Genomic DNA, 23903 nt, shown 5'->3' with positions numbered 1-23903 from the left:
CCGAAAGATTATCGGTCGGTTCGTGGTAGTTCGACGTGGCTCGCTGTGACAGCCGACTGGGGGGCTCATCATGACCAGCACTCGACAGACCAACGACGGCGTAACGCTTTCGGACCACTCGATCACGCGGACCGGCGGCAAGTACCTCTGTGGGCTGTTTCGGTGTGCGCTGGCCGGTCGCGATCGCGTCGCTACTGGCACGCTCGCGACACGTCTCGACGTCAGTCGCGCAAGCGTTACCGAGATGATCGAGAAATTCGGTGCCGGCACGCTCGTCGATCACGAACACTACCGGGGCGCGACGCTGACGGCGGACGGTGAGGCTTTGGCACGCCATCTCCAGTGGCGTCGTTGTGTCACGCAACGCTTCTTCGAGGGCGAACTCGGCCTCGATATCGACGTCGACCGTGCCTATCACATCGGCTTCGAACTCCCTGTGGAAGGCCTCGACCGCCTGGCGTCGCTGGTCGACCACGGCTGTGACCGGCACTGCCAAGCGAGCGCGGCTTCCGAGTGCCCACAACTGACCATCTCTACTCAGTGAGCGATTCGCTGTCGCGTTCTGACTGGCGATCGAGCGGTCCCGTCAGTATCCACGTTGCCTGCTACTGCCCCTCTCCCTGAAACCGCGTGAAAACACTCGATAAAATGTCTTCGATTCTCAGAAGCAGTTATAAAATGACTGCCTCCGTGCCCTCGTGAGGATAAAACGGCCCGAAAGTACCCGAAGGCTCTGGCATCTATAAGGATATGCCGGTCGATGGGTTGGATAGACGGTGTCCCCAATGTCCGGTTCAACACCTCCACTCTCTGACCGCGGACCGCCTGCCGAGAGACAATCCGCCCGCTCGCGACGCTGGTTGCTCGAACCAGTCCGTGGCGTGGCGTTCTGGGCTGCGATTGCTCTCCCGTTCGTCCAGTTGCCCCTGCTTGTCTCCGGACTGCAACAGCCCTCGACCGCCGCGGCGTTTCTCGCTTTACTGGCCCTGAACGTGTTCACGCTGTACGTCGGCCACGCCTACCAGCGCGAGTAACTCCCGTTTTCGGTCGCCGCTATTGGGGCGACCGACCGCTCCGATGGCGCTCGTAGGTTGCCCGGATCGCGTCGCGTTTGACGAGCACGAACCCAAGCAAGACGACCACGAATCCCCCAGCCGTGCCCGGCGCGATCTGCTCGTCGAGGACGACCAGGCCAGCAATCGCAGCGAAGATCGGCGCGACGTAGGAGACGAGATTGATCTCGACCGGGCCCAGCCGGTCCAGCAGGTCGAAATACACCAAGAACCCGGCCGCACTTGCCACCAGCGAGAGGTACCCCAGCGCCGCGAGAGCACGTGGTGACCACGTGATTGCGGCGGGTGATTCCCCAATACCGACGCTGATCGCGTGCATCACTACCGCCCCGCCGACCATCGACCACGCTTCCATCGTCTCGATCGAGACCTCGGCGTCGAGCCAACGCGTCAGGACGCTGCCGGCGGCGAAACTCAACGCCGCGCCGAAGATCAACAGGTTCCCGATCACGTCGCTGGCAAGCAGCTGTGTTGGGTCCGGGCTGGCGACGATCACGGCGCCGACGAATCCGAGGGCGACCCCCAGTAGTCCGGTCCTCGCAAGTCGCTCGCTGGGTAGCGCGAGCCGGGCGATCCCGGTCGTCAACACCGGCGAGAGGCTAACGACGACCGCGGCGGCAGCGCTGGTCGTCGACTGCTCACCGACGAACAGCAACGCGTGATAGCCGGCGATCAGCAGCGTCGCACCGACGGCGATCGCCGCCAGATCACGCCGTGAGCGCGGGAGCGGATCAGTCACGATGGCCGCGTAGGCCAACACGAGGATCCCAGCGATATCGTAGCGGATCGCGGCGAACAGCACCGGCGGGAACGCCGCTAATCCGGCCTTGATCGCGACGAACGCACTGCCCCAGACCGCGGCCAGCACGACGAACAGCAGGGCATTCCGATAGCGCACTGTTCGGATTCGAATCGGTGGGGATCACGGGTTTTCGTTTCGGTCGAGCCACGCCGATCGAGACCACTCGTCCGTGCCCGTCACGAGCCCAACAGGAAGGCTGATTACGATGCCCCTACAGACATGAGTCGATGGCTTCGACGTGGAAGCGTGATTTCGCCAGCGGCTTGATCGTCTTGGCTCCCTTGCTCGTGACGGTCGTCGTCCTGGTGTGGCTGTACAACCGCTTGAAGGCCGTCCCAATCCGGATCGATCCTGACCCGTTTTTCATCTTCGGTGCCGAGATCGATCTGAGTCCGGAGCCCCTGGGCGTGCTTTTGACGATCGTCGTGTTCGTTTTGCTGGTGTTTGCCGTTGGCTATCTGATGCGAACGGCCTTCGGCGCGATCGTCGAATCGGCGATCGACGATCTGATGAACCGACTGCCGGGGCTTCGCGTCGTCTACAACGCCTCGAAGATGGCAGCCGAGACTGCCTTGACTGGGACTGACGAGTTGCAGGCACCGGTGAAGCTCGAACCGTGGAACGGGATGCGAATGACCGCGTTTTTGACGGGGAAAACGACCGAAGACGGGCGTGAGGTGCTGTTCTTACCGACGGCCCCGAACATCACGACTGGCTTCGTCATCGAGGTTGAACCCGAGCAGTATACGAAGACCGACGAGCGCGTCGAGGAAGCACTCACACGGATCCTCTCGGCTGGATTCGGCGAGAGTGACGAACAGGCGGCCCAGATCGACGTCGAAGAACTAGCCGAAAGCGACTCGTCTTGATCGGTGTTTTCGAGGCAGCGAGACCGCTTTAGACGTACGTGAACCACTCCTCGCGGTCGCCCGACTCGACCACATCGAAGAACGTCTGCTGGATATCGTCGGTGACTGGACCTTTGGTCCCGATTTCGACGTCGTCGACGCTCCGGATCGGCGTCACTTCTGCTGCGGTGCCAGAGAAGAACAGCTCGTCGGCTGTGTACAGCTCACCTCGCGAGATCGTCGCGTCGTCGTGGACTGTATAACCCTGCTCTTTGACCAACTCGATCACCGTCCGGCGTGTAATGCCGTCGAGGTTCGATTCGGCGAGGCCGGGCGTGTAGATCTCGCCGTCCCGGACCAGAAACAGGTTCTCGCCCGGTCCTTCGGCGACCTGGCCGTCCTTGTTGAGCAGAATGGCCTCGGTGTAGTCGTTGCTGTCGGCTTCCAGACTCGCCAGCACGCTGTTGACGTACGTCCCCGTGGTCTTGGCGTTGGTCGGCATCTGGCTGGAGGCGTACTTTCGCCAGGACGAGACTGCCACGTCGACGCCTTCTTCGAGGGCGTCTTCACCCAGATACGTCCCCCACGGCCAGGCGGCGATCGACACCTTGACCGGCGCGTCGCCGGGATCCAGCCCGAGCATGTCGTAGCCGTAGAAAGCGATCGGGCGAATGTAACACGACGGGAGATCCTCGCGGTCGATCAACTCGATCGTGGCCTCGGTGAGTTCGTCCTTTTCGAACGGGATCTCCATGTCGTAGGGCTTTGCCGACTGATAGAGCCGATCGAGGTGCTCGTCCCACCGGAAGATTGCCGGCCCGTTCTCGGTGTCGTAACACCGGACCCCTTCGAAGACGCCGGTTCCGTAGTGCAGACCGTGCGTGAGGACGTGCACCTGGGCGTCTTCCCAGTCGACGAATTCCCCGTCCATCCAGATCGTCCCGACGTCCATGTCGTCGAAACTCATACGCCCCTCCTAGGACCCCTCCGTTAAGAGTCTTCACGCTTCGCTGGCGGCGGAACTACCTACTGCAATCTCTCGTTACCGCTCGTGGACGTGGACTGTCACCACGTCGTCGTCTTCGACGTCGAGAACGGTCCGGAGTTGGCCCGGGGCGATGATTTCCAGTTCGGCGTCGTCGTAGTGGGTGCGTTCGGGCGTGATGACGTGGGCGTTCTCGTAGGTTGCACTTTCGCTCTCTAGGGTGATCGGGTAACAGTACGCCGGCCCGTACGTCCGGTCCCCGTCTTCCCAGCCCTCGATCTCGACCGGATCCAGCGCGTTCATCCGCGCTCGGGCGCGCGCACTGCGGTCGTCGAGATCCAGATTGAACGTCCCTGGATAGGGTTCGTAGCCCAGTTTTTCGACGAACTGGTCGTGATAGCCCGATAGCGAGACGTAATGTCGACCCTCACCCATGCCACTGGAGACGCTACCCGACAGCGTTACGCCGATGCCGTGCTCGAAGATGCGTTGATACTCGGCGTACTCCTCTTGAAGGAGCCGTTCGCCGTCGTCGGTCACCCGGACCCACTGGCCGTCGCTGACGATCTCCCGGGCCAGCAGGCCCCCATCTTCGAGCCGCTGCAACCGGCGGGATGCAGTCTGGTTCGAGGCGTCGAGTTTCGACGCCAGCCCGGCACAGGAGATCTTGGCGTCGCCGTCGACGGCCCCGGCCAGCGCCAACAGCTTCAGCGTCGCCAGTTCGGCGTACCCGATGTCCTCGTCCGGGAGTTCGACCATCGCCAGACGGTTGGCCGGGGCGACGGATAAGCACACCGGGATCGGGCGGCGGGCGTTCTCACGGACGGTTTTCTCGGGAGTTCCGTCGCATTCGTCTACTCGCTCACTCATTTTCCGAGTTCAGTCAACTAGCAGCAAGGTATCGGGCGCGTATCGGTCACGGCCACCGACGAGCCACCTCGTAAGCGATGGTCATGGGAACGGTGATACCTAATACAACAAACAGAATCTCATCAACGGTCGGGCCAGTTTGCGCGAGCGAACTGTAGAACACGAGAGCGCCCGTAGCGAGGACACCGACGACAGTTGCGACGTATTCCGGACGCGTCCAGTTGGGCTGCGAATCGGGGGAGGGCATGCGCCATAGTGCCGACGTTGTGATAGTATAGTTTGGGATTTTCGCGTGAATCAGTGGTATGCCGATGCAGTTTCTCTATGCAGTAGCCGATTTTCGTCGTTCAGGGCTCCGTGATCTGCTTGGTCGATACTTCCGCTATATTGATCTCAGGGCCGCCCGCCTTTCGGCGTCCAGTCGGCCGCTTCCTGCTCCCAGAAGTCACTCTCGGGTGCGAGTTTCTCCACCCAGGTGTCCTCTTTGCGGGCCAGCATCGCGACCCGAGAATCGGCCGACTCTTTGATGACGTCGTGCTCGGGCAGATGCTCGCCGACCGCCTCGGTGAAATCGATCACGTCGGCGTGGTCGGGCATCGCCGATCGGTCGAGTCGGCCCCGGGAGTGGCCGACGTGCATGTAGGCCTTTAGCTCGTAGAAGTCGACATCCGCGCGTGCGGCCATGCCGGCGTACCACGCCGGTCGATGCATGTTGTAGCCGTCGATCAGCGTCGTCCGCAGGACTGTCCGGGTGTCGTCCTTCGCGGCGAGGACGTCCAGCGTCTCGATCAACCGCCCCCAGGCCTCGTCCTCGACGGGCTTGACCACATCGTCGAAGGTCCGCCGATCGGCCCCGTCGACGGAGACGTACAGTTGGGTGGGCTCACACTTCGCCAGCATCTCGGGATCGGTGCCGTTCGAGACGAGAAACGTCGTAATGCCCCGGTCGTGAAAGGCCTCGATCAGTTCCGGCAGGTGGGGGTACAGTGTTGGCTCGCCGTCCAGGGAAATCGCAACGTGGCGCGGCTCCATCGCCTCCTCGAAGCGCTCTCTGGGAACCTCGCTGTTGCCGCCATAGCCCGAGAGGAGTTTCCGCTGGAGGGCGATCGAGGCGTCGACGACCGCTTCGGGGTCGTCCCACTGTATGTCGTCGAGTTCGTAGGTGTGACCGGCGTGATCGCGCCAGCAAAAGACACAGCGCTCGTTACACCGGACGACGGGTGTCATCTGGATACACCGGTGGGACCGAATGCCATAGAAGGCGTACTTATAGCACTGGCCCTCACCCTGGAGGGCGTTGTCGGTCCACCCGCAGGTCTGGGCAGCAGTGTGGCCCTCGCTGTGGTAGTCGGGATCGGAGACTTGGCGGGCCTGATCGCTCATCGACGCCCGATAGCCTGCCGATCCGGATAAGGATACGGATACCCACAACGGCGTGGCACCTGTCTGGGACCCGTCGGCGTGAGCGTTTGGGACATCCGGGACTCTTTCACCCATCTCGTAATCCCTATAGTCGCCGATGGGGAAACAGAGGTATGTTCCGCGAGTTCCGCGCGTCGGCGGCCGACGCGCTCGAAGACGCGCTCGCGACGCTGGATCTCCCCGTTGACGATCTCGGGATCGAACGCCCGCCCGAGGATGTCCCCGCGGTGATCGCATCTAGCGTCGCCTACCGGCTGGCCGAGGCGGCCGGTTCGCCCCCGCCAAAGATCGCTGCCGACATCGCCCAAACGATCGACCCGACGGAGTACGCCTACCTGGGTAGCATCGAGACCCAAGGCCCGTACGTCAACTTCCTGCCCGCAGAGACGTACTTCGAGGAAACCCTCGAAGCCGCCCAGGACGACGAATACGGGCGCTTGCCCGCGACCGGTGACTCGCTCGTCGTCGAGCACACCAGTGCTAATCCGACTGGCCCGGTCCACGTCGGGCGCGCGCGCAACCCGATCGTCGGCGACGCACTGGCCCGCGTCCTCGAGTACGCCGGCAACGATGTCGAGACCCACTACTACGTCAACGACGCTGGCCGTCAGCTCGCGTTGTTCACCTGGGCCTACGAGACGTTCGACGAAGCAGAGTTGCCCGAACCCGAACGGAACTCGCCCGAATACGAGATGGTCCGGTACTACCGGAAAGGCAACACCTACCTCGAAGACGCCGACGAGGCCGACCGTGAGGCCGCCGAGGAGGCGATCCAGGCGATCCTCCAGGGCTTGGAGGATGGCGACGAGGAAACCTACGAACGGGTCAGCGAGGTCGTCGATACGGTCTTGAGCGGCATGCGCGACACGCTCCAGCGGTTGCCAGCCGCCTTCGACCGATTCGTCAAGGAAACTCGGTTCATGCGTGACGACTCGACCGACGACGTCGTCGAGCGTCTCCGGGACCTGGAGTGTGCCGTCTACGAGGACGATGCCTGGCAACTCGACCTTCCGGACTTCGAGAAGAACCTCGTGTTCCTGCGGTCGGACGGTACCTCGTTGTACACGACCCGCGATCTGGCCCACCACGAGTGGAAGTTCGACAACTACGATCGGGCCGTGACGGTACTCGGGGAAGATCACAAGCTCCAGGCCGACCAGCTCTCGGCGACGCTCGATCTGCTCGATCACGATACTGACTGTCTCGATCAGGTGTTCTACTCGTGGGTCAACCTCCCTGAAGGTGGGATGAGCACCCGTGAAGGGACCGGGATCGACCTCGACGACCTGCTCGACGAGGCGATCGACCGCGCTCGCGAGGAGGTCGAATCCCGACTCGACGACCGTCTCCGGAACGACGACCTCACCGAGGAAGACCTCGATCGGATCGCCCACCAGGTCGGCATCGGGGCCGTTCGCTTCGATATCGTCGCCAAACAACCGACCAAGGGAATTACCTTCGAGTGGGATCGCGCGCTGGATTTCGAGGCCCAGTCGGCCCCGTACGTCCAGTACGTCCACGCTCGCTGCTGTGGTATCCTCGAGGAAGCGAGTGGGGCCGGACACGCGGTTCCTGCGTCGGTCGACGCTGGCCTGTTATCGGCCCCCGAGGAACGTGATCTCCTGCGTGAGATCGCTCGCTTCCCAGCCGTGATCGAACAGGCGGCAGAGGACCTGCGCCCACACGTCGTCGCGACATACACGCGTGACTTCGCGGAAGCGTTCAACGCCTTCTACCGGGAGTGTCCGGTGCTCGAGGCCGAGGAAGATCGCCGGGAGGCGCGACTGGCGTTAGTTGCCGCTTCCCAGACGACGATCGCGAACGCACTCGACGTCCTCGGCGTCGCCGCGCCGGACTCGATGTAAGCATTGTGGCGACGCTGCTACGGCAAGTGGGCTGAGAACGGGTGGCACGAAAATTGCGTGCTCAGCGGCTGAAAAGCCCGAAAACGCCACCTGATTCGTCCCCTTCGTCTGTGTCCTCGTCTCCGTCGTCTTCTGTGGGGAACCAGTCCGTCTCTTCGGCTACGACCGCTTTGGCCGCTTCGCCTCTCAGGACACCTTCGAGTGAGGCTGCCAGTCGCCGGTAGGCCGTGGCGGCGGGACTGTCCGGCGCGTTGAGCACGTGCGGTTCCCGTCTCGTCGCTTCCGGATCGTCCGGGATGACCGCAAGCAGGTCGTGCTGGATCTCGGCGGCGACAGCGTCGATGTCTTTTGGATCGGTCGCCCGCGTCAGGATCGAGCCGATCACCTCACCGTCGACCCGAGCTGCGAGGTCGCCTGTCTTGTTTGCGTCCCCGATCGCGACGCTGTCCGGGGTCGTCACTAACACGACACTGTCTGCCAGGCCGAGTGGCACCGTCGCCTCGTGGCTCAGGCCCGCCCCGGTGTCGATCAACACCGCGTCGTAGGCGTTGATCAACGTCCGTATCACCTTGTTGAGCTTTGCGGGGTCGGCGTCGGCGAACGCCTCCAGACTCTGTTCGCCCGGTACGACCGTGATATCGCCCGGTGCTTCCGTCAGGGTATCGCTGACTGTCGCGTCCTCGGCGAGGACTTCGTGGAGACTATGGTCGTACTCCACGTCGAGCATGGCTGCCAGGTTCGCCATCCCCAGGTCCGCGTCGACGACCGCGACGTCGTGGCCTGCCTCTTGGAGTGCGACCCCGACGTTGACGGCTGTCGTGGTCTTCCCCACCCCGCCCTTGCCGCCAGCGATCGTAAAGACGTGTCCCGTCATCGCTACTGTCAGAACACTCACGTGGCATGCATATAAAGCCGTTTGTCCGTCAGACTTCTGCGTGAGGGCGTTTGCACTGTCGTCTCCGGGAACCCCCTCGGTGTTTGACCTGGCCACCCTCGGTCGTGACCGCATCGATCGGCCCCGGCCTGGGCGAAACCTGGAGGGCAAAGGATACTTACCCCGCATCCGGCTAGAACGGGTAATGAGTAGCCAGGAACAGGAAGGCGACCAGACCGACCGGCAGAAATACGAGTTCCGGAAGGTCATCGAGGAACTGGAAGACTACCGGGGATCCGGTACCCAGCTCGTGACGATCTACGTCCCGGACGATACGCAGGTGAGCGAAGTAGTGGCCCACGTTACCCAGGAACACAGTGAGGCCAGCAATATCAAGTCCAAAGACACCCGAACGAACGTCCAAGACGCCCTCAAGAGCATCAAGGACCGACTGCGATACTACGAGACGTATCCACCCGAAAACGGAATGGTGCTGTTTTCGGGTGCTGTCGACACCGGTGGCGGCCGGACGGACATGATCACCCGCGTTCTCGAAAATCCGCCCCAGCCGATCCAGTCGTTTCGGTATCATTGCGACTCGGAGTTTCTGACCGAACCCCTCGCGGAGATGCTGACCGACAAAGGCCTGTTCGGGTTGGTCGTTCTCGACCGCCGCGAAGCCAACGTCGGCTGGCTGCGGGGCAAACGTGTCGACCCAGTCAAGTCGGCCTCCTCGCTGGTCCCGGGCAAACAGCGCAAAGGGGGCCAGTCCGCCCAGCGGTTCGCCCGCCTGCGTTTGGAGGCTATCGACAACTTCTATCAGGAGGTCGCCGAGATGGCAAACGAGCTGTTCGTCCCCGAGCGCCACGATCTGGACGGCATTCTCGTCGGCGGTCCCTCACCGACCAAAGACGAGTTCCTCGATGGCGATTATCTCCATCACGAACTTCAGGATATGGTTCTGGGGAAATTCGACGTCTCCTACACTGACGAGTCTGGCCTCTATGACCTGGTAGATGCTGCCGAGGACGTGCTCGCCGAACACGAGATCCTCCAGGACAAGCAGGTCATGGAGCAGTTCTTCAAGGAACTGCACGACGGTGACTTAGCGACCTACGGCTTCGAGCAAACCAGACAGAACCTCAATATGGGCTCGGTCGAGCAACTCCTCATCAGCGAAGACCTCCGGAAGGAAGCTCTCTCGTATGCCTGTCCGAACGACCACGACGAGTACGAACTCGTCGACCCGGACGAACAACCGCCAGAACGGACCTGTTCGACCTGCGGTGAGTCGATGGATGTCGAAGCACGCCAAGACGCCATCGAACACCTCATCGAACTGGCTGAACAGCGCGGCACCGAGACGGTCTTTGTCTCGACTGACTTCGAGAAGGGCGAACAGCTATTGACGGCCTTTGGCGGCATCGCGGGCATTCTCCGTTACTCGACCGGCATCTAACCGCCAGCGGCCCCTATCGGAGCGTGAACGTAGCGATCGTCGCCGGGACACCCCGGCGACGCGCCATCGAAGCGCCAGTGGGAATGGGGGGTCGACACCGGATTTCGTCCGGGCGCTCGGTGTAGTTACAGTGGCTGGGCCACTGCACGCCATTTGTTCTCATCCCTCCTGAAAAGCTACGGTGCCCAATCAGTTGGGTGCCCCTCAGAGCAACTGCTCGAGTTGACGGCGTCGTCCTTCGAGATCGATCGATGTCTCGATGCCCTCTGCGATAGCGAGGCGGTCGACGACGAGTAGCGGATCGACGCCGGCGCGTTCGACGACCTCGAGTAGTGCCGAGATCTCCTGACGATAGACGGCCAGCGAGGACAACAGGCCGACCACCAGTGCCATCGGAATCGCCGCTTCGGTTTCCCCGGGGAAGGAATCGTCGATCGCCCGGAAATCGGGCGGCTCGGCTGGCGGGTCCTCGACAGGGCGGAGTCGGAGACACTGCGAGCAGATCGCCGCACCCGGTTGTTCGCCCGGTACGTACTCCCGTTGCTCCGGCGGGACTCGAAAGGCAAGTAACGCGGCATCACAGTCCGGACAGTCCATACCAGTCCTGGGTGCCTGAACGACAAAAAACTACGTCGCAATTGACGTGTCGCCGGCTCACTGGGTCGCCGCTTGCTCGGCTTCGCGGGCTGCTTCTCGCTCTTCTTTCTCGGCGGCTTCCTTGTTGGCCTTGATCTTTTTCATCCGGAAGATCTCCTCGCGCTCTTGTTCTTCGAGTTTCTGCTCGATGTACTCTTTGTTCTCGTTGAGCTGGGGCAAGAGCGTAAACTCCAGGGCGTTGACCCGACGCTTGGTCGTCTCGATCTCTTCGAGCAGCTCTTTCATCGCGGTCTCGACTTCCGCGGCTAGGATGATCTGTTCGAGGAGTTTCTCGTAGGATTCGGCGACTTCGTCGATCCGGGCGCTCGTTCCGAGGACGCCGTAGCCCCGCTCGTCTAGGCTCTTGCGTACTTTCGTCGACTCGATCTGCGGGACGACCACGCCCATGATGTTTTTCGACTGGGTGGAGATTTCGGGATGCTCCTTGAGCGCGGCAGCGGCCCCGCGGACGGCGACGTCGCCGTCCATCGCCCGTGCCATGTCGATGCGCTCTTGAGCGTCTTCGTAGGTGTCCTCTAGATCCGCCCGGACGTCCTGGGCCTGATCGAGGATATCCATAAACTCCATGATGAGGCCATCTCGCTTCTTCTCTAGGGTATCGTGGCCCCGTTCTGAGAGTTCGATCCGGTCCTCGATCTGCATGAGGTTTTTCCGGGTCGGTTTGACGTCCTGTGCCATTACTCGGGCTTACCCAACCCATCCAGTTAATCCTTTTCAGTCCGCGCGCGAACGGCCAAGCCCCCTGTTTCTGACAGTGGGAACGCTTCAGAGCCAGAAGCCTTGCTTACGGTCGATCCACGTGACGACAACCGTGTGTGGGAGTGTCAAGACGGCAATCCCGACGAGATACAGCCCCACAGCTCCGCCGATCGAGCTACCGGTCGGGACCAGAGTAAAGAGCCCACCGATGAGTGCGAGCGCGGCGATCGAAAGCGGTGCGGCTTCTAGCCCGACCCGGCCGATCGCCCGCCACCACTGGCCATCCTCGACGGCCGTTCGGACGCGCCCATCGAGCCACCCGACCCGAGCGAGATGTCGCACCGAATGCCACAGACAGAAGTACACCCCGATCGCCAGGATCGGCTCGACAAGCAAGAACACGACCCACAGCACCACCACCTCGGTGGCATCGAGCCGCCAGGCCCGAGAGCTACCCGAACGACGACGACCGCGCACTAGCGTGGCGATAGTTAGCATGCCAAAAGCCGCTGCCAGCGCGACCCTGGCGTTCGGCTCGAACAGCGGCCACGTCCCGACTGCCCCACCAAACGGCGCGACGAACGTCTCTAGGACGGCGCTATACCGGTCCGGGAAGGCTATCAGCGGCACTAACATGGGCAGGCCGCCCCGGACACCCGTCGTCAGCACTTGCTGGGTTCGATCGACGTAGGACGCTCCGAAGACGTCTCGGAGGACGTACAGCTCGCCTTGCCCCCAGTGAAACCATGTCAATAGTATAAACACGGTCGCAGCCACGATCGGAACCAGCCACCACAGCGCTAGATAGCCCACCCCCAGAACGGCATAGAGGACACCAACGATTCCGAGTCCTCGCCGGGTGACCCCCCCATCGAGCGCCCGGGGTAGCGCTACGTAATCCAGTGCGCCGTGTGGCATCCCGAACACCACGGCGCTGGCCAGCAATGGCAGATATCGAACCGGGTCAGACACGGGCGCTGCCAGCGGATAGGCGACTGCGAGTCCGGCAAGCGGGAGCCACCCGGTCCACTGGAGCAGGCTGGCCAGCCGACGTGGATCGTCGGTTCGAGTCGCGGCCGAAATCCGGGTAACGGAAGACACAGCCCACGATTGGTGGTCGTCTGGCAGGAAGGTTTCGGCGGTGGGGGAGCGACTGGCAGGTCAGCGCTCGGTGGCTCTCGAGTCCTCGCTGTAGCGATAGTAATACTGTGAGCCGTAATAGGTGAGCACGGCAACGATCCAGGTCACGACGATCGGCACTGTCACGGTCCCTTCCGTGGCGAACTGATAGCCACCGATCGCGACCAAAACCACGACCGTAACGAGAAATCCGTTTCGCGCCCCGCGCATAACTGGGTCGGCTTCGACCATGACCGAAACGTTCACACAGCGGGTACTTACCGCTGGGGATCAGTCGGCCGTCGCTTCCGGCGACGTCTCGGTCGCTTCCTCGACGTAGTTGGCCGCGATGAAGTCCTCGTCGATGCGGTTGAGCTCTTCTTTGGGCAGCATCGACAGCAGATCCCAGGCGATATCGAGTGTCTCGTCGATCGTCCGGTCGGTGTCGTAGCCCTGATCGACGAACTCGCTCTCGAAGCGATCGGCGAAGTCCAGATACTTGTTGTCACGTTCCGAGAGGGCCTCGCGACCGACGATGTTCACCAGGTCACGCAGATCCTCACCCTCGGCGTAGGCAGCGAACAACTGGTCGGAGACGTCGCCGTGGTCCTCGCGGGTCAGCCCCTCTCCGATCCCCTCGTCCATCAGTCGGGACAGCGATGGCAGGACGTTGATCGGCGGCCGGACGCCCTGGCTGTTGAGGTCGCGGTTGACGTAGATCTGGCCCTCGGTAATGTATCCGGTGAGGTCCGGGATCGGGTGGGTGTCGTCGTCGCTGGGCATCGTCAAGATCGGGATCTGCGTGATCGACCCCTCGACGCCCTCGATCCGACCGGCCCGTTCGTACAGGCCCGCCAGGTCGGTGTACATGTACCCGGGGTAGCCCCGGCGACCCGGGACTTCCTCGCGTGCGGCCCCGATCTCCCGCAGGGCCTCACAGTAGTTGGTCATGTTCGTCATGATCGTCAGGACGTGATACCCCTTCTCGAAGGCCAGGTATTCGGCGGTCGTCAGCGCCAGCCGCGGCGTGATCGTCCGCTCGACCGCGGGGTCGTCCGCGAGATTCATGAACACGACCGACCGTTCGAGTGCGCCCGTACGCTCGAAGTCGTCCATGAACTCGTTTGCCTCCTCGGCGGTGATCCCCATCGCCGCGAAGACGACCGCGAACTCGCTTTCCTCGTCTTCTTCTTCTTCCTCTTCTGGTACCTCTGCCTGACGGGCGATCTGGAGGGCGAGTTCGTTGTGGGGCAACCCCGAGCCGGAGAACAGCGGGAGCTTCTGGCCCCGAACGAGGGTGTTCATACCGTCGATAGCGGAAATGCCGGTCTGGATGAACTCCCGCGGATACTCTCGGGAGACGGGATTGATCGCCTTGCCGACGATGTCCTGGCGCTCATCCGGGACGATGTCTGGGCCGTCGTCGATCGGCTGACCGGTCCCGTCCAGTACCCGACCGAGGAGATCCTCGGTGACGGGCATTTTCATCGTCTCGCCGAGGAACCGGACCGAACACTCCCGATCGATCCCCTGGGTACTCTCGAAGACCTGAATGGCGACGTGGTCGCTGGTCGATTCCAGCACCTGGCCCCGGCGGATCTCGCCGTCGCCGGTTTCGATCTCGACGATTTCGTCGTAGCCGACTGGTTCGTCCGTCTCGACGAACACCAGTGGCCCCGAGACTTCGGTAATCGTCTGATACTCTTTCATTGGTACATCCCCCGTAGCTCCTCTGCAATGTCGGCTTCGATCTCCTCGATGAAGGCCTCGTACTCTTCGGTCGTCCCGATCCGGTTGAGCCTCGGCGTCGCGTCGAGGTCCGTGATCTCGTCGACCGGGACACCCGCGTCCAACGCATCGAAGGCCTCGTCGTTGAACGTCTTGATGGCCTGCATCATCCGATAGGTCTTTGCCGGCTCACAGTAGGTGTCGACGTCGTGCAGCGCGTTTTGCTGGAGGTAGGCCTCTCGGATGTACCGGGCGACCTCCAGGGTCAACTGCTGGTCGGCCGGCAGCGCATCTTGGCCGACCAGCTGGACGATCTCCTGTAACTCGCTTTCCTCGTCTAGGGTGTCGATTACCCACTGGCGAATCGCCGGCCAGTCGTCAGCCACCTCGTCGGTGAACCACGGGTCGAGCTGGTCGCGGTACAACGAGTAGGACTCGTCCCAGTTGATCGCCGGGAAGTGTCGCCGTTCGGCGAGGTCGGCGTCAAGCGCCCAGAAGGTCTTGACGATCCGCAGGGTGTTCTGGGTCACCGGTTCCGAGAAGTCACCGCCGGGCGGCGACACTGCGCCGACGACCGTAACTGACCCCTCGGTGCCGTTTGCGTTCTGGTAGTAGCCGGCCCGCTCGTAGAACTCGCTGAGGCGAGCCCCGAGATACGCCGGATACCCCTCTTCGCCGGGCATCTCTTCCAGTCGCGAAGAAATCTCCCGCAGGGCCTCGGCCCACCGCGAGGTCGAATCGGCCATCAGCGCCACGTCGTAGCCCATGTCCCGATAGTACTCGGCGATCGTGATGCCGGTGTAGACCGACGATTCACGCGCCGCGACGGGCATGTTCGACGTGTTGGCGATGAGACTCGTCCGTGACATGAGGGGTTTTCCCGTTTTGGGGTCTTCCAGCTCGGGGAAGTCCTCGATGACCTCGGTCATCTCGTTGCCACGCTCGCCACAGCCGACGTAGACGACGATGTCTGCGTCGGCCCACTTGGCGAGTTGATGCTGGGTGACCGTCTTCCCGGACCCGAACGGGCCCGGAATCGCGGCTGTCCCACCTTTCGCGACGGGAAACAGGCCATCGAGGATGCGCTGACCGGTCACCAGCGGGTCGGTCGGGGTCTCCTTGTCACCGGCCGGCCGAGCCTGGCGGACCGGCCACTCCTGGTGCATGGTGATCTCCTCGCCGTTGTCGAGTTCGACGACCGTCTCGTCGACGGTGAAGTTCCCCTTCTTGGCGTCGATGACCTCGCCGCCGTCGTAATCGGGCGGCACCATCACTTTGTGCTCGATACTCTCCGTTTCGGGAACGGTCCCGACGATGTCACCGGCGGTGACCTCGTCGCCTTCCTCGACGGTGGGGGTAAACTCCCAGGTCTTCTCGATGTCGATGCCGGGGGCGTCGACCCCACGGTCGAGAAACGCCGAGTCCATCTTCTCTTCGAGCCCTTCGAGGGGGCGCTGGACACCGTCATAGATGTTGTCCAGAATCCCCGGCCCGAGGTCGACCGACAGCGGCGCACCCGTACTCTCGACGGGTTCGCCGGGGGCGACGTCGGAGGTCTCCTCGTAGACCTGAATCGTCGTCAGGTCGCCCTCGATCTCGATGATCTCGCCCATCAGCCCTTCTGAACCGACGTAGACCACGTCGTTCATCCGGGCGGAAAGGCCCGTCGCCGTGACGACGGGACCGCTCACGCTCTCGATGACGCCGTCTTCACGGACGTCGGATTGTGTAGCTTGACTCATGTTTGCTCCTCTTCGTCCATCAGGTCGATACCGATGGCGCGTTTGATCTGGTCGCGCAACCCGCCACTGCCGGCGCCGCCGCCCAGCGTCACCAAGACGGGATCGACGCTCGTCTCGACGCGGTCGCGTACTTCACGCGACAGGTGTTCGAGGTCCGGCTCGTGCATGACGATGATCCCGACTTCCTCGTCCTCAAGTAGTTCCGTGACGGCCGCGTCCATCTCCTCGCGGTCCGGCTCGGCTGGCACGTTCGCGAACTTGCGGACGCCGGCCAACCGGAAGCCGGTCGTGAAATCGGCACTCCCGATGACGGCGATCTCCTTGCTCATAGCATCACCAGATCTCGTTCGATCTCGTCCGGTTCGAGGCCGCTTTCACGGCCGCGGGCGATCGCGCGAATGTTGTCGATCTCCCGTTCCTTCGCGAGGATGTACGATAGCACCGCGGTGATCGACACCGGATACCGATAGGACAGCGTATCGGCGTACTCTAACAGTGCAGCGTCCAGGGCGTGTTCGAACCCGATTAGATCCACCGCGGATTCGAGATCGTCCAGTGCGGTCGAGAGGTCCTCACCGTACGTACTCTCCCGGACGTGTTCGACCAGGCGCTCGACGTCTCCGACGAGTGTCCGGACTTCGCCGGCGTCAAAGAGCTGCCCGCCGTCGATGTAGTATTCGGCTGGGTCCATGTCCGCCCCGCTCCGGGCCAGCCGCAGCGCGTTTCGAAGGTTCCGGAAGTCGATCTCCGCCTGGAGGAATTCGAGGTACAGCTGGGTCGCGCGGTCGGCTCGATTCTCGTCTGGCAACCCTTCGATCAGTTGCTCGTAGAACGACCGATCGACCGCGTTCTCTAAGGGGACGAGCAACTCTTGGGCTTCGAAGTCATCGAAGGCCGACACCAACGGCTCCTGAAAGATCGTCCCCTCGAGGCCCTCGATCGCCGCCTCGATCGTGTCCGCGTTTTCGAGCCGGTCGAGCGTCTCAGCGTCGAGTTCCCCGGCCCGGATGAGGTCCGAATCGATCGCGTCGGCGTCGGCCCCCGAGTAGATTCCACGGAGCACCGTCTTGACGTTCCAGGCGTCGAACCGCCGGAGGTACCGTGCGACGTAGTTATACACTTCGCCGTCGGCCCACCGGAGCAGGTCTTCGAAGTGCCTGGCCATGTTCTCGGTGAGCGCGTATTCGATGAGGTCGACCCCGGAGTAACGCGCCCCCAGGGCGTTCATCTCGCGCTCGTACTCGGATTCTTCCATGAACCGGGCGATCTCACCGGTCCCCATCCGTACCAGTTTCCGGTAGTCGTTCTCGTCGAACAGCGCGGCTCGCCGGGAACGAACCCGGGCGACGACGTATTCGTAGTTGGTCTGTCCGTCGGCTGAAAAGGACCTTCGCCCGCTCATTGGTCCGAATCGGCGTTGCTCGTGACGTCCTCGAGATCGTCGTCGATGTCTCCGAAGAGCCGATCGCTGATCGAGCGGATCTCCGATTCCCAGACGTCATTGAGGACCGAATCGAACGTGTTTTTGACGCGGACGCGGGAGGCACTGCTCTCGATGACGACGCCGCCCAGGCAGTCCTGCTCGCCCGCAAGCGTTGCGTCGTAACTCTCGAGGATCGACTCGAGCATCGCGGCGTCCTCCGATCTGCCGTAGACCTCGATCTCGCCGTCCTCGAACTCTTCGAGCCCGCTTTCGAGCAGTGTCCGGGTCAGCTCCTCGCGCCGATCGCCCTCCAGGGACGCAAGCGCCGATTCGACGCGTTCTCGAACCGTCCCGAGAACCTCGCGTCGGGCGGCGAGTCGCTCCTGTTTGGCTTCGAGGGTCGCACTCGAGAGTCGCCGCTCACGCTCCTGGTCGATCTGGCGTTCGATCTCGCGTTCTCGCTCGGCGACGATCTGTTCGGCGTCGGATTCGGCCTCGCTGATGATCTCCTCGGCCCGCTGGTCAGCGTCGGACGTGATCTCCTCGGCACGCGCGCGGGCTTCCTCTCGGATGTCTTCGACGACCGTTTCGAGGCTCATGAATCTCGAGACCCTCGGTTACAGCGTCAAGAAGACGACGACCAGTGCTAGAATGACGAGCGTCTCCGGGAGGACGGTCAGGATGAGTACCTGTCCGAACAGGCTGTCGTCCTCGGCGAGCGCGCCGACGGCGGCCGATCCGATGCCTCGCTCGGCATACCCAGCAGCCAGGGAGGCAAGACCGACGCCCAGTGCCGCGGCCGCAAGCGGTTCGAGAAGGGGCATGTTCAGTACCCCTCCGAGAACTGGCCAGCTCGTTCGGTACGCGATACGCCGTTATCGTCGGTCGAAAGTAGTGTCATAGTCATAGGTTTGCGACTAGCTCCTGTTCGGTTCAGGAACATTGGTTTCGAGCATCCTGATTTCGGATCACAACCATCATAAAGCTTCTCAAAGCGGTCGGGGCGAGAGGCACCCGTCTGGTCGAATTCGGCCGGCTGATGGGGGTCAAGCGCAAACGAACGCTCCCGGCAACGTACTACTTTCCCCGGCGGCTCAATCTCCAGCCGTGTACTCGCGTTCGTGTCCGAACGGCCGGTAGGCCGTCCCGCCGCCCTCGTAGAACTTCCCGAAGAACTCGACGTACTCCAGGCGAACGCCCTGGAGACCGGCTGAGGACACGCCAAGCAGGAGAACCACGAGGTGCCCGAGTACCAGGACGATGATGCCGGCGAGCCAGCCAAGGACGAGCATCACGGGTCCGCTCCCGTTGACCAGTCCCGAGAAAACCACGTACTCGGGATTTGGCGCACTCTCCATGAAGAAGATGAAGTGGAACTCTCCTCCATGCAGCGTCGCGCCGAAGACCAGCAGATTGACGACCAGTGCCATGCCAGCCTTCGCCAGCAACACCGCCGCGAGCCGGGTATAGGACACCACGTGACCGAACGCTTGTGTGATGCTCTCGACCAGGGCGATCCCACCTTCGGCGTAGATCGCCAGGGCGAGGCCGACTCCCGTCATCACCAGTCCGGCTGTCCCGACCGTCGGCGAGAAGCCGGTAAAGCCAAGCGGCAGCGCCGCCGCCTCACCGCTGGAGAAGACCGTGAACATAAAGTCCGGCTTGGGGCCACGGGCTTCGGTACTGAATACCCACAGCCAGATCCCGGCGGTGAGCATGATCCACGAACCACTCTCGATGAACGCCTCGCCGACGCCGTGATGTACGTTGTTGATAAAGTCAAGCACCCGGCCGCCGATCAGGTGCACGATGCCGGCGACGATGCTAGCCAACAGCCACGCCTGGGCGAAGACGATGTAGTGTGGCTGGAGCCCTTTGTGGATCGGCGGGTGGCCGTTCCAGACGATCTCACCGAGCTGGTGGAGTCCGAAGAATTCGCCATAGAGGACGCCAAAGAGCGCGGTGAAACCGCCGGCCCACATGCCGACGCCTCCGAGACTCCGAAGCACGTCGCTTTCCATACGAGAGTAGATCACATATCCGAGCAGGAAGTACAGGATCCCGTACCCGAGATCGCCGATCATGAACCCGAAGAACAGCGGGAACGTCAGGAACAGCGCGACCGTGGGGTCGAGCTCCGTGTACTTCGGCCGGTTGATGACTTCGACCAGCGATTCGAACGGGCGGACCGAGCCGGGGTTCTCTTGGACGACCGGTGGCATACCGGTACTCATCGGCAGGATCCCGCTCGTCCCCCCGTCGGTGGCTGCGGTCGATTCGCCACCGTCGGCGGCTACCTCGGCGGCTTCATCGTCGTCCGCGTCGGGTGTTGCCTCTGGGACTGGTTCACTCTCGGTCGGATGACCGTCGCCGTCGTAGTCGGCCCGTTCGAGCTCGTCGATGTCGACGTGCTCGCCGACGGTGTCCCGGAGCGCGGCCTCGAAGTCCGCAACTTCGTCGGTCGGGATCCATCCCTCCGCGACGAAGGCGTTGTCGGTCGTCGCGAAGGTCAGCGGTGCCTCGCGTTTTTGGACCTCGATCGTGAGCTTCTCTTCGGCTGCCAGTAGGAACCCTGCGACGTCGAGTTTCAGTTCTTCGAGTTCGTTCTCGACGGTCGATAGCTGGGACTCCAACTGCTGGCGGCGGTGGTGGATCTCTTCGAGGTAGGTTTCGGGATCGCCCTCTCCGTCTGGGAGTTCGACAGCCGTGAATTCGGCCCCGACGAGGGCATCATCCAGCGCCTGCTCGTCGGCTGGGTAGGCGAAGGCCGCCAGTGTCGACCCTTCGGCGAACACCTCGAAGGCCTCGATCGCGTCGGCATCTGCAAGCGCTTTTCGTAGTCCGTCCGGGTCTCCCTCGCCGACCGCAACGGACAGTGATTCGTATCCCTTCAGGAGGTCGAGGTCGATCCCGAGCCGGACGAAAAACTCCATACGATCGATCCCGTCTTCGACCTCTCGCAGATCGTGCTCGAGTTCCTCGCGTCTGTCGTCGAGTTCGTTGACCTCCTGGCGGATCTCTTCGAGTTCCTCTTCTAGGGCCTCGTCGGTGACGAGCCGGGTTGGCCCGGCATCCTCGGGTTCGATTCCGAGCGTCGACTGCAGGGCACGGACGGTGACCAGCTTATCCGACGCTTGGTCGGCCCCTTCTGTCGGGTTTCCCGGTTCGAACCCGTCGAACGAGCCGTCGTACTCGGTGATGTGGAGCAAGTCGAGTTCGTGGACAGTCTCGATTACGTCGGCCATGACGGCCTTGGAGCCGGTCACCGAGACCCGGCTCATCCGCTCAGGTCTGAGCATGTACCGCCTCCTCGAAGGATTCGATGACGTGTTCTACCACCTCGTCGACGCGTTCATCGGCCTGGGCTTCTAGCCGCTCGCGAGCCTTCTGCCCCTCTTCGAGCCGTGCTTCGCGCTCGGCATCGATCTCTTCACGGGCCGCTTCGAGGCGCTCGTCGGCCATCTGTTCGGCCTCCTCGTGGGCCCGCTCGCGGATCTGCTCGCCTTCGTTCCGTGCTTCTTCGAGGCGCTGGTCGCGTTCGTCTTCGGCGTCAGCGACGATCTCCTCTGCCTCCCGCTCGGCCTCCTTGATACGGTCGAGAACCTCGGGCCTGGGCATCTATCAGTCGTCGTTTGCCAGAGCGCCCATATGGGTGTTGCGAAGTGTCTGTCCCGATCACTGGAAATTGGCGGCAAGGGTTGCTCGGTTCGATCCGGGGAATTAACCCGATGTGGCCCCAAGCGAGCCCTAATGGGGCTGCTCGAAGACAAGGACCGCGCGCGGCTGTTCTACAAGTACCTCTCGACGGTGTACGACCGAATCAATCCGTTCATCTGGAACGAGGCGATGCGTACCGAGGCGCTGGATCTCCTCGAGATCGAGGCCGACGATCGTGTCCTCGATGTCGGTTGTGGGACTGGCTTCGCTACAGAGGGCCTCCTCGAACACACTGAGAACGTCTACGGACTCGATCAGAGTCCACACCAGCTCGCGGAAGCCTTCGAGAAGTTCGGGACTCGCGGCCCAGTCCAGTTCTCTCTCGGTGACGCCGAGCGCCTGCCCTTCGCCGAGGATACCTTCGACGTCGTTTGGTCGTCGGGTTCGATCGAATACTGGCCCAATCCCGTCGATGCGCTCGAAGAGTGTCGTCGCGTCGCCCGCCCGGGCGGGCAGGTACTCATCGTTGGCCCGAACTACCCTGGCTCGACGATCTTCCAGAAGCTCGCCGACGCGATCATGCTGTTTTACGACGCCCAAGAGGCAGACCGAATGTTCGAGGCAGCCGGCTTCCAGTCGGTCGACCACGTGACGATGGGACCCTCGTACAACCCCGAAATCGCGATCACGACCGTCGCCCGCGTTCCCGAGTGACCGGTCCCTGCGGTCTGAGCCGACTGTGCCCCACCGCCAGTCACTCGGCGATGACTTCGAGCTCTGTGAGGACATGCCCGTCTCGACGAACCGTTATCTCGACGCTTGCACCATCACTTACCAGCGGTGCGTTCGAAGTCGCGAGTTCGAGGACCCCGGTTTCGCCTGCGGTCCAGTTCCCGCGCGTTGCGCTGTTGAACGGCCCGGTCGGCCCGCTCTCGAATCCCGTAGCGGCAAAGAACGGGATCGGCGGCTGGTGATCGAGCGATCGACCGTCGACTGTGATTCGGACGTCCAAGGTGTCCGGATCTAGCGCTTGTCCGCCCTCGTGTGTGAGCGTGATACTGTCAGCACTCGCGTCCGCCGTGGCGCTGAACCGAGTCGCCGGTATCGAAGGCTCGACGTCTGGCGTAAAGACGACTGCGCCGACCGTCCCCGCCAGCACGATCGTTATCGCCACCAAGAGAACTGTCCCGACAACCGGCGATATGGCGCGCTGGGCCATTAGCAGGGGTGGCCCCACTCTGGTACTTCAACGGTAGCTTCGAGTGGCTGTAAGTCGCCGGTCAGTCACCCCATCGTGACCGAGATGCTGTTGCCCCGTGCCGTCGACGCCGTGACTGTCTGGCCGTCGAGTCGAGCGAGCCACAATTGTCCGTCAGCCCCAGTCGTCCCGACGGTTGTGTCCTCCACCGAGAGGGTCGCCGCCACTGGTTCGGTTCTCTCGGGAGTACTGACTACGATCTTTGCGGGCCCCTCAGCCGTCGTTCGGTTGATCTCGATCGCCAGTGTCTCGGTTTCGTTTGCGGCGACGGTGGTCGTCGGCAACCGGGATAACTGGAGGCGATGGACTTCGTGGAAGACAGCCGTCGTTCGTCCATCGAAGTAGGCATCCAGAGTACCGTGGGCGTGGCTGAGTCTGACCGGATAGATCGCCGAGTCACCGAATCCGCTGATACTCGGGTTCGACACCAGGTTGTCGAACGCCCACGGATAGACCGCTTGGGCGCGTTGATGGGCGCTGACCAACGGTGACGAACCGTTCGTCGCGAACTCGTTCGTCCCACTGTCGGCACGCGCTGTCCACCGTGTCGCTTCCCGGACGTACGTGCTGCCGTCGATCCCTGCCAGGACGATACCACCATCAGCCGTGCTGGTCACGACGCGGGCCGGATCCCGGTTACCCCGTGTCGCGCCGGCGACGGTTTCCATCAGCGGCCCGGTCAACGAGACGATCTCGGCATCAATACGGGCGAGACTGACGGCCAGTGCCGGGGGTAACGAGACATCGTGTCGTTGCGTGACGCGATCGATGGTATCTGCGCGCATTCTGACGGTGTGGGCCGCCGCTTCGATCCGGGTGAGGGTACCGAACAGTTTGGTTGCAGTCATCTCGCCCCGGTTGTAGGCCCGAACCGCGTCGATGCGTGCAGTTCGTAACCCTTGGCCCCGGGTTCGCAACTGCTCGACGGCTCTCCGAACTGTGTCGATCTGAGCAGATCGACTCTCGGCGGTTGCAAACTGTCGCTGGAACGTTCCGCTAGCTACACGACTCTGGAGCTGCTCACGATCGCTCGCCAGCGTGCTGGAGAGATCGGCATCGACAGTGTGTTGGCTGCCAGTCGCGCCGTTTTGGAGCTGCAGCCGGTTGATCGTCTCGTTTTCGGCGCTGACTGTCTGGAAATCGGCCGTCCCGGTGCTCGCGGGGGATGGGACGGCAGCGACAGTGCCGACCAGCAGGAGGGCAACCAGGCCGCACGTCGCGAGGACCGAGCGTCGTCGCATCAGCGTTCGATTATGCGGCGGGATACAAAAACCCAGCTACACTGACGTCACCGTCCGTTCAGTCGCCGCTTTGGCATTCCAAGGCCGCCTTTGGGACGCAGTTTAACGCCGCGAGACGATTTATCCCGCCCGCTAACGTTTCACAGATGGAAAGGGTTTTTCCACCAGGCAGGATAGGTGG

Annotated in this window: 25 protein-coding genes; 6 read left to right on the top strand and 19 right to left on the bottom strand. The window is 62.7% G+C overall.

All coding sequences use genetic code 11. The annotated features are described in order from the left end of the window. Positions 1-70: 70 nt before the first annotated feature. Together FR699_RS08665 and FR699_RS08660 are read left to right on the top strand one after the other, a co-directional pair. On the top strand, positions 71-544 hold the full coding sequence (locus FR699_RS08665; RefSeq protein ID WP_154550865.1) for a metal-dependent transcriptional regulator: 474 nt from the start codon (positions 71-73) through the stop codon (positions 542-544). 241 nt (positions 545-785) lie between these two features. Then, entirely contained in the window at positions 786-1034 is a 249-nt protein-coding gene (locus tag FR699_RS08660; protein ID WP_154550866.1) for a hypothetical protein, read from the top strand. Positions 1035-1053: 19 nt separating this feature from the next. On the opposite strand, the gene FR699_RS08655 is transcribed toward FR699_RS08660, so the two are convergent. Next, on the bottom strand, positions 1054-1971 hold the full coding sequence (locus FR699_RS08655; protein WP_158855170.1) for a DMT family transporter: 918 nt from the start codon (positions 1969-1971) through the stop codon (positions 1054-1056). 131 nt (positions 1972-2102) lie between these two features. On the opposite strand from FR699_RS08655, the gene FR699_RS08650 reads away from it, so the two are divergent. Next, positions 2103-2744, top strand: coding sequence for a DUF502 domain-containing protein (locus tag FR699_RS08650; RefSeq protein WP_154550867.1), 642 nt, complete (start codon positions 2103-2105; stop codon positions 2742-2744). 28 nt (positions 2745-2772) lie between these two features. Here the strand turns inward: FR699_RS08650 and FR699_RS08645 are convergent, their stop codons facing one another. From FR699_RS08645 to twy1, 3 genes are all read right to left on the bottom strand, one after another. Beyond that, entirely contained in the window at positions 2773-3690 is a 918-nt protein-coding gene (locus FR699_RS08645) for a branched-chain amino acid transaminase (protein ID WP_158855169.1), read from the bottom strand. Between the two features lie 75 nt (positions 3691-3765). Then, positions 3766-4467 carry a DUF120 domain-containing protein gene (locus FR699_RS08640; protein WP_154550869.1) on the bottom strand — a complete coding sequence of 234 codons (702 nt, stop codon included), beginning with the start codon at positions 4465-4467 and terminating at the stop codon, positions 3766-3768. 504 nt (positions 4468-4971) lie between these two features. Next, positions 4972-5961 (bottom strand): 4-demethylwyosine synthase TYW1, encoded by a 990-nt coding sequence (gene twy1, locus FR699_RS08635; protein ID WP_158855168.1) that lies wholly within the window; start codon positions 5959-5961, stop codon positions 4972-4974. Between the two features lie 152 nt (positions 5962-6113). Here twy1 and argS point away from each other — a divergent pair, with 152 nt between their 5' ends. Then, positions 6114-7865 carry an arginine--tRNA ligase gene (argS, locus tag FR699_RS08630; protein ID WP_154550871.1) on the top strand — a complete coding sequence of 584 codons (1752 nt, stop codon included), beginning with the start codon at positions 6114-6116 and terminating at the stop codon, positions 7863-7865. Positions 7866-7926: 61 nt separating this feature from the next. On the opposite strand, the gene FR699_RS08625 is transcribed toward argS, so the two are convergent. Then, positions 7927-8739: an AAA family ATPase gene (locus FR699_RS08625; RefSeq protein WP_158855724.1), complete on the bottom strand. Its 813-nt coding sequence runs from the start codon at positions 8737-8739 to the stop codon at positions 7927-7929. Between the two features lie 205 nt (positions 8740-8944). Here FR699_RS08625 and prf1 point away from each other — a divergent pair, with 205 nt between their 5' ends. Beyond that, positions 8945-10198, top strand: a complete 1254-nt coding sequence (prf1, locus tag FR699_RS08620) for a peptide chain release factor aRF-1 (protein ID WP_154550873.1) — start codon at positions 8945-8947, stop codon at positions 10196-10198. A gap of 204 nt (positions 10199-10402) precedes the next feature. Here the strand turns inward: prf1 and FR699_RS08615 are convergent, their stop codons facing one another. The 12 genes from FR699_RS08615 to ahaH all read right to left on the bottom strand — a co-directional run bounded on the left by FR699_RS08615 (position 10403) and on the right by ahaH (position 21184). Next, the gene (locus FR699_RS08615; RefSeq protein ID WP_154550874.1) at positions 10403-10795 is read right to left on the bottom strand and encodes a DUF6276 family protein; all 393 of its coding nucleotides are present in this window, start codon (positions 10793-10795) and stop codon (positions 10403-10405) included. 57 nt (positions 10796-10852) lie between these two features. Continuing rightward, positions 10853-11533, bottom strand: coding sequence for a V-type ATP synthase subunit D (locus FR699_RS08610; protein WP_154550875.1), 681 nt, complete (start codon positions 11531-11533; stop codon positions 10853-10855). Between the two features lie 87 nt (positions 11534-11620). Beyond that, entirely contained in the window at positions 11621-12655 is a 1035-nt protein-coding gene (locus FR699_RS08605) for a Brp/Blh family beta-carotene 15,15'-dioxygenase (protein WP_154550876.1), read from the bottom strand. A 60-nt stretch (positions 12656-12715) separates the two neighbouring features. Beyond that, positions 12716-12925, bottom strand: a complete 210-nt coding sequence (locus FR699_RS08600) for a hypothetical protein (RefSeq protein ID WP_158855167.1) — start codon at positions 12923-12925, stop codon at positions 12716-12718. 39 nt (positions 12926-12964) lie between these two features. Continuing rightward, positions 12965-14383, bottom strand: a complete 1419-nt coding sequence (locus FR699_RS08595) for a V-type ATP synthase subunit B (RefSeq protein WP_158855166.1) — start codon at positions 14381-14383, stop codon at positions 12965-12967. Next, entirely contained in the window at positions 14380-16143 is a 1764-nt protein-coding gene (locus tag FR699_RS08590; protein WP_158855165.1) for an ATP synthase subunit A, read from the bottom strand. Before FR699_RS08590 ends, FR699_RS08595 begins: the two co-directional genes overlap by 4 nt. Continuing rightward, positions 16140-16472 (bottom strand): V-type ATP synthase subunit F, encoded by a 333-nt coding sequence (locus tag FR699_RS08585; protein ID WP_154550879.1) that lies wholly within the window; start codon positions 16470-16472, stop codon positions 16140-16142. Before FR699_RS08585 ends, FR699_RS08590 begins: the two co-directional genes overlap by 4 nt. Continuing rightward, positions 16469-17545, bottom strand: coding sequence for a V-type ATP synthase subunit C (locus tag FR699_RS08580; protein ID WP_158855164.1), 1077 nt, complete (start codon positions 17543-17545; stop codon positions 16469-16471). The genes FR699_RS08585 and FR699_RS08580 overlap by 4 nt, the downstream gene beginning before the upstream one ends. Continuing rightward, positions 17542-18165, bottom strand: coding sequence for a V-type ATP synthase subunit E (locus tag FR699_RS08575; RefSeq protein ID WP_158855163.1), 624 nt, complete (start codon positions 18163-18165; stop codon positions 17542-17544). Before FR699_RS08575 ends, FR699_RS08580 begins: the two co-directional genes overlap by 4 nt. 18 nt (positions 18166-18183) lie before the next feature. Continuing rightward, the gene (locus tag FR699_RS08570) at positions 18184-18390 is read right to left on the bottom strand and encodes a hypothetical protein (protein WP_154550882.1); all 207 of its coding nucleotides are present in this window, start codon (positions 18388-18390) and stop codon (positions 18184-18186) included. Positions 18391-18660: 270 nt separating this feature from the next. Beyond that, a complete protein-coding gene (locus tag FR699_RS08565) occupies positions 18661-20865 on the bottom strand; it encodes a V-type ATP synthase subunit I (RefSeq protein ID WP_158855162.1) in 2205 nt (734 codons plus the stop codon). After that, the gene (gene ahaH, locus FR699_RS08560; RefSeq protein WP_158855161.1) at positions 20852-21184 is read right to left on the bottom strand and encodes an ATP synthase archaeal subunit H; all 333 of its coding nucleotides are present in this window, start codon (positions 21182-21184) and stop codon (positions 20852-20854) included. The genes FR699_RS08565 and ahaH overlap by 14 nt, the downstream gene beginning before the upstream one ends. Positions 21185-21316: 132 nt before the next feature. Between ahaH and FR699_RS08555 the strand changes: the two genes are divergently transcribed. Further along, entirely contained in the window at positions 21317-21937 is a 621-nt protein-coding gene (locus tag FR699_RS08555) for a methyltransferase domain-containing protein (RefSeq protein ID WP_154550885.1), read from the top strand. A gap of 40 nt (positions 21938-21977) precedes the next feature. Here FR699_RS08555 and FR699_RS08550 read toward each other — a convergent pair whose 3' ends face one another. Together FR699_RS08550 and FR699_RS08545 are read right to left on the bottom strand one after the other, a co-directional pair. After that, the gene (locus FR699_RS08550) at positions 21978-22442 is read right to left on the bottom strand and encodes a type IV pilin (protein ID WP_158855160.1); all 465 of its coding nucleotides are present in this window, start codon (positions 22440-22442) and stop codon (positions 21978-21980) included. Between the two features lie 65 nt (positions 22443-22507). After that, complete coding sequence (locus tag FR699_RS08545; protein WP_158855159.1) at positions 22508-23722, bottom strand: hypothetical protein; 1215 nt, start codon at positions 23720-23722, stop codon at positions 22508-22510. Positions 23723-23903: the final 181 nt, after the last annotated feature.

Origin of the sequence: Halorhabdus sp. CUG00001 (assembly GCF_009797925.1) — an archaeon.
GTDB lineage: Archaea > Halobacteriota > Halobacteria > Halobacteriales > Haloarculaceae > Halorhabdus.
Note: the sequence above shows the minus strand (reverse complement) of the source record. Positions and strands in the feature narration are given on the sequence as shown.

Coding starts and splice junctions, on each gene's coding strand:
- FR699_RS08665 (WP_154550865.1), top strand. CDS start 71: ATGACCAGCACTCGACAGACCAACGACGGCGTAACGCTTTCGGACCAC.
- FR699_RS08660 (WP_154550866.1), top strand. CDS start 786: ATGTCCGGTTCAACACCTCCACTCTCTGACCGCGGACCGCCTGCCGAG.
- FR699_RS08650 (WP_154550867.1), top strand. CDS start 2,103: ATGGCTTCGACGTGGAAGCGTGATTTCGCCAGCGGCTTGATCGTCTTG.
- FR699_RS08645 (WP_158855169.1), bottom strand. CDS start 3,690: ATGAGTTTCGACGACATGGACGTCGGGACGATCTGGATGGACGGGGAA.
- FR699_RS08640 (WP_154550869.1), bottom strand. CDS start 4,467: ATGGTCGAACTCCCGGACGAGGACATCGGGTACGCCGAACTGGCGACG.
- twy1 (WP_158855168.1), bottom strand. CDS start 5,961: ATGAGCGATCAGGCCCGCCAAGTCTCCGATCCCGACTACCACAGCGAG.
- argS (WP_154550871.1), top strand. CDS start 6,114: ATGTTCCGCGAGTTCCGCGCGTCGGCGGCCGACGCGCTCGAAGACGCG.
- FR699_RS08625 (WP_158855724.1), bottom strand. CDS start 8,739: ATGACGGGACACGTCTTTACGATCGCTGGCGGCAAGGGCGGGGTGGGG.
- prf1 (WP_154550873.1), top strand. CDS start 8,945: ATGAGTAGCCAGGAACAGGAAGGCGACCAGACCGACCGGCAGAAATAC.
- FR699_RS08615 (WP_154550874.1), bottom strand. CDS start 10,795: ATGGACTGTCCGGACTGTGATGCCGCGTTACTTGCCTTTCGAGTCCCG.
- FR699_RS08610 (WP_154550875.1), bottom strand. CDS start 11,533: ATGGCACAGGACGTCAAACCGACCCGGAAAAACCTCATGCAGATCGAG.
- FR699_RS08600 (WP_158855167.1), bottom strand. CDS start 12,925: ATGGTCGAAGCCGACCCAGTTATGCGCGGGGCGCGAAACGGATTTCTC.
- FR699_RS08595 (WP_158855166.1), bottom strand. CDS start 14,383: ATGAAAGAGTATCAGACGATTACCGAAGTCTCGGGGCCACTGGTGTTC.
- FR699_RS08590 (WP_158855165.1), bottom strand. CDS start 16,143: ATGAGTCAAGCTACACAATCCGACGTCCGTGAAGACGGCGTCATCGAG.
- FR699_RS08585 (WP_154550879.1), bottom strand. CDS start 16,472: ATGAGCAAGGAGATCGCCGTCATCGGGAGTGCCGATTTCACGACCGGC.
- FR699_RS08580 (WP_158855164.1), bottom strand. CDS start 17,545: ATGAGCGGGCGAAGGTCCTTTTCAGCCGACGGACAGACCAACTACGAA.
- FR699_RS08575 (WP_158855163.1), bottom strand. CDS start 18,165: ATGAGCCTCGAAACGGTCGTCGAAGACATCCGAGAGGAAGCCCGCGCG.
- FR699_RS08570 (WP_154550882.1), bottom strand. CDS start 18,390: ATGCCCCTTCTCGAACCGCTTGCGGCCGCGGCACTGGGCGTCGGTCTT.
- FR699_RS08565 (WP_158855162.1), bottom strand. CDS start 20,865: ATGCTCAGACCTGAGCGGATGAGCCGGGTCTCGGTGACCGGCTCCAAG.
- ahaH (WP_158855161.1), bottom strand. CDS start 21,184: ATGCCCAGGCCCGAGGTTCTCGACCGTATCAAGGAGGCCGAGCGGGAG.
- FR699_RS08555 (WP_154550885.1), top strand. CDS start 21,317: ATGGGGCTGCTCGAAGACAAGGACCGCGCGCGGCTGTTCTACAAGTAC.
- FR699_RS08550 (WP_158855160.1), bottom strand. CDS start 22,442: ATGGCCCAGCGCGCCATATCGCCGGTTGTCGGGACAGTTCTCTTGGTG.
- FR699_RS08545 (WP_158855159.1), bottom strand. CDS start 23,722: ATGCGACGACGCTCGGTCCTCGCGACGTGCGGCCTGGTTGCCCTCCTG.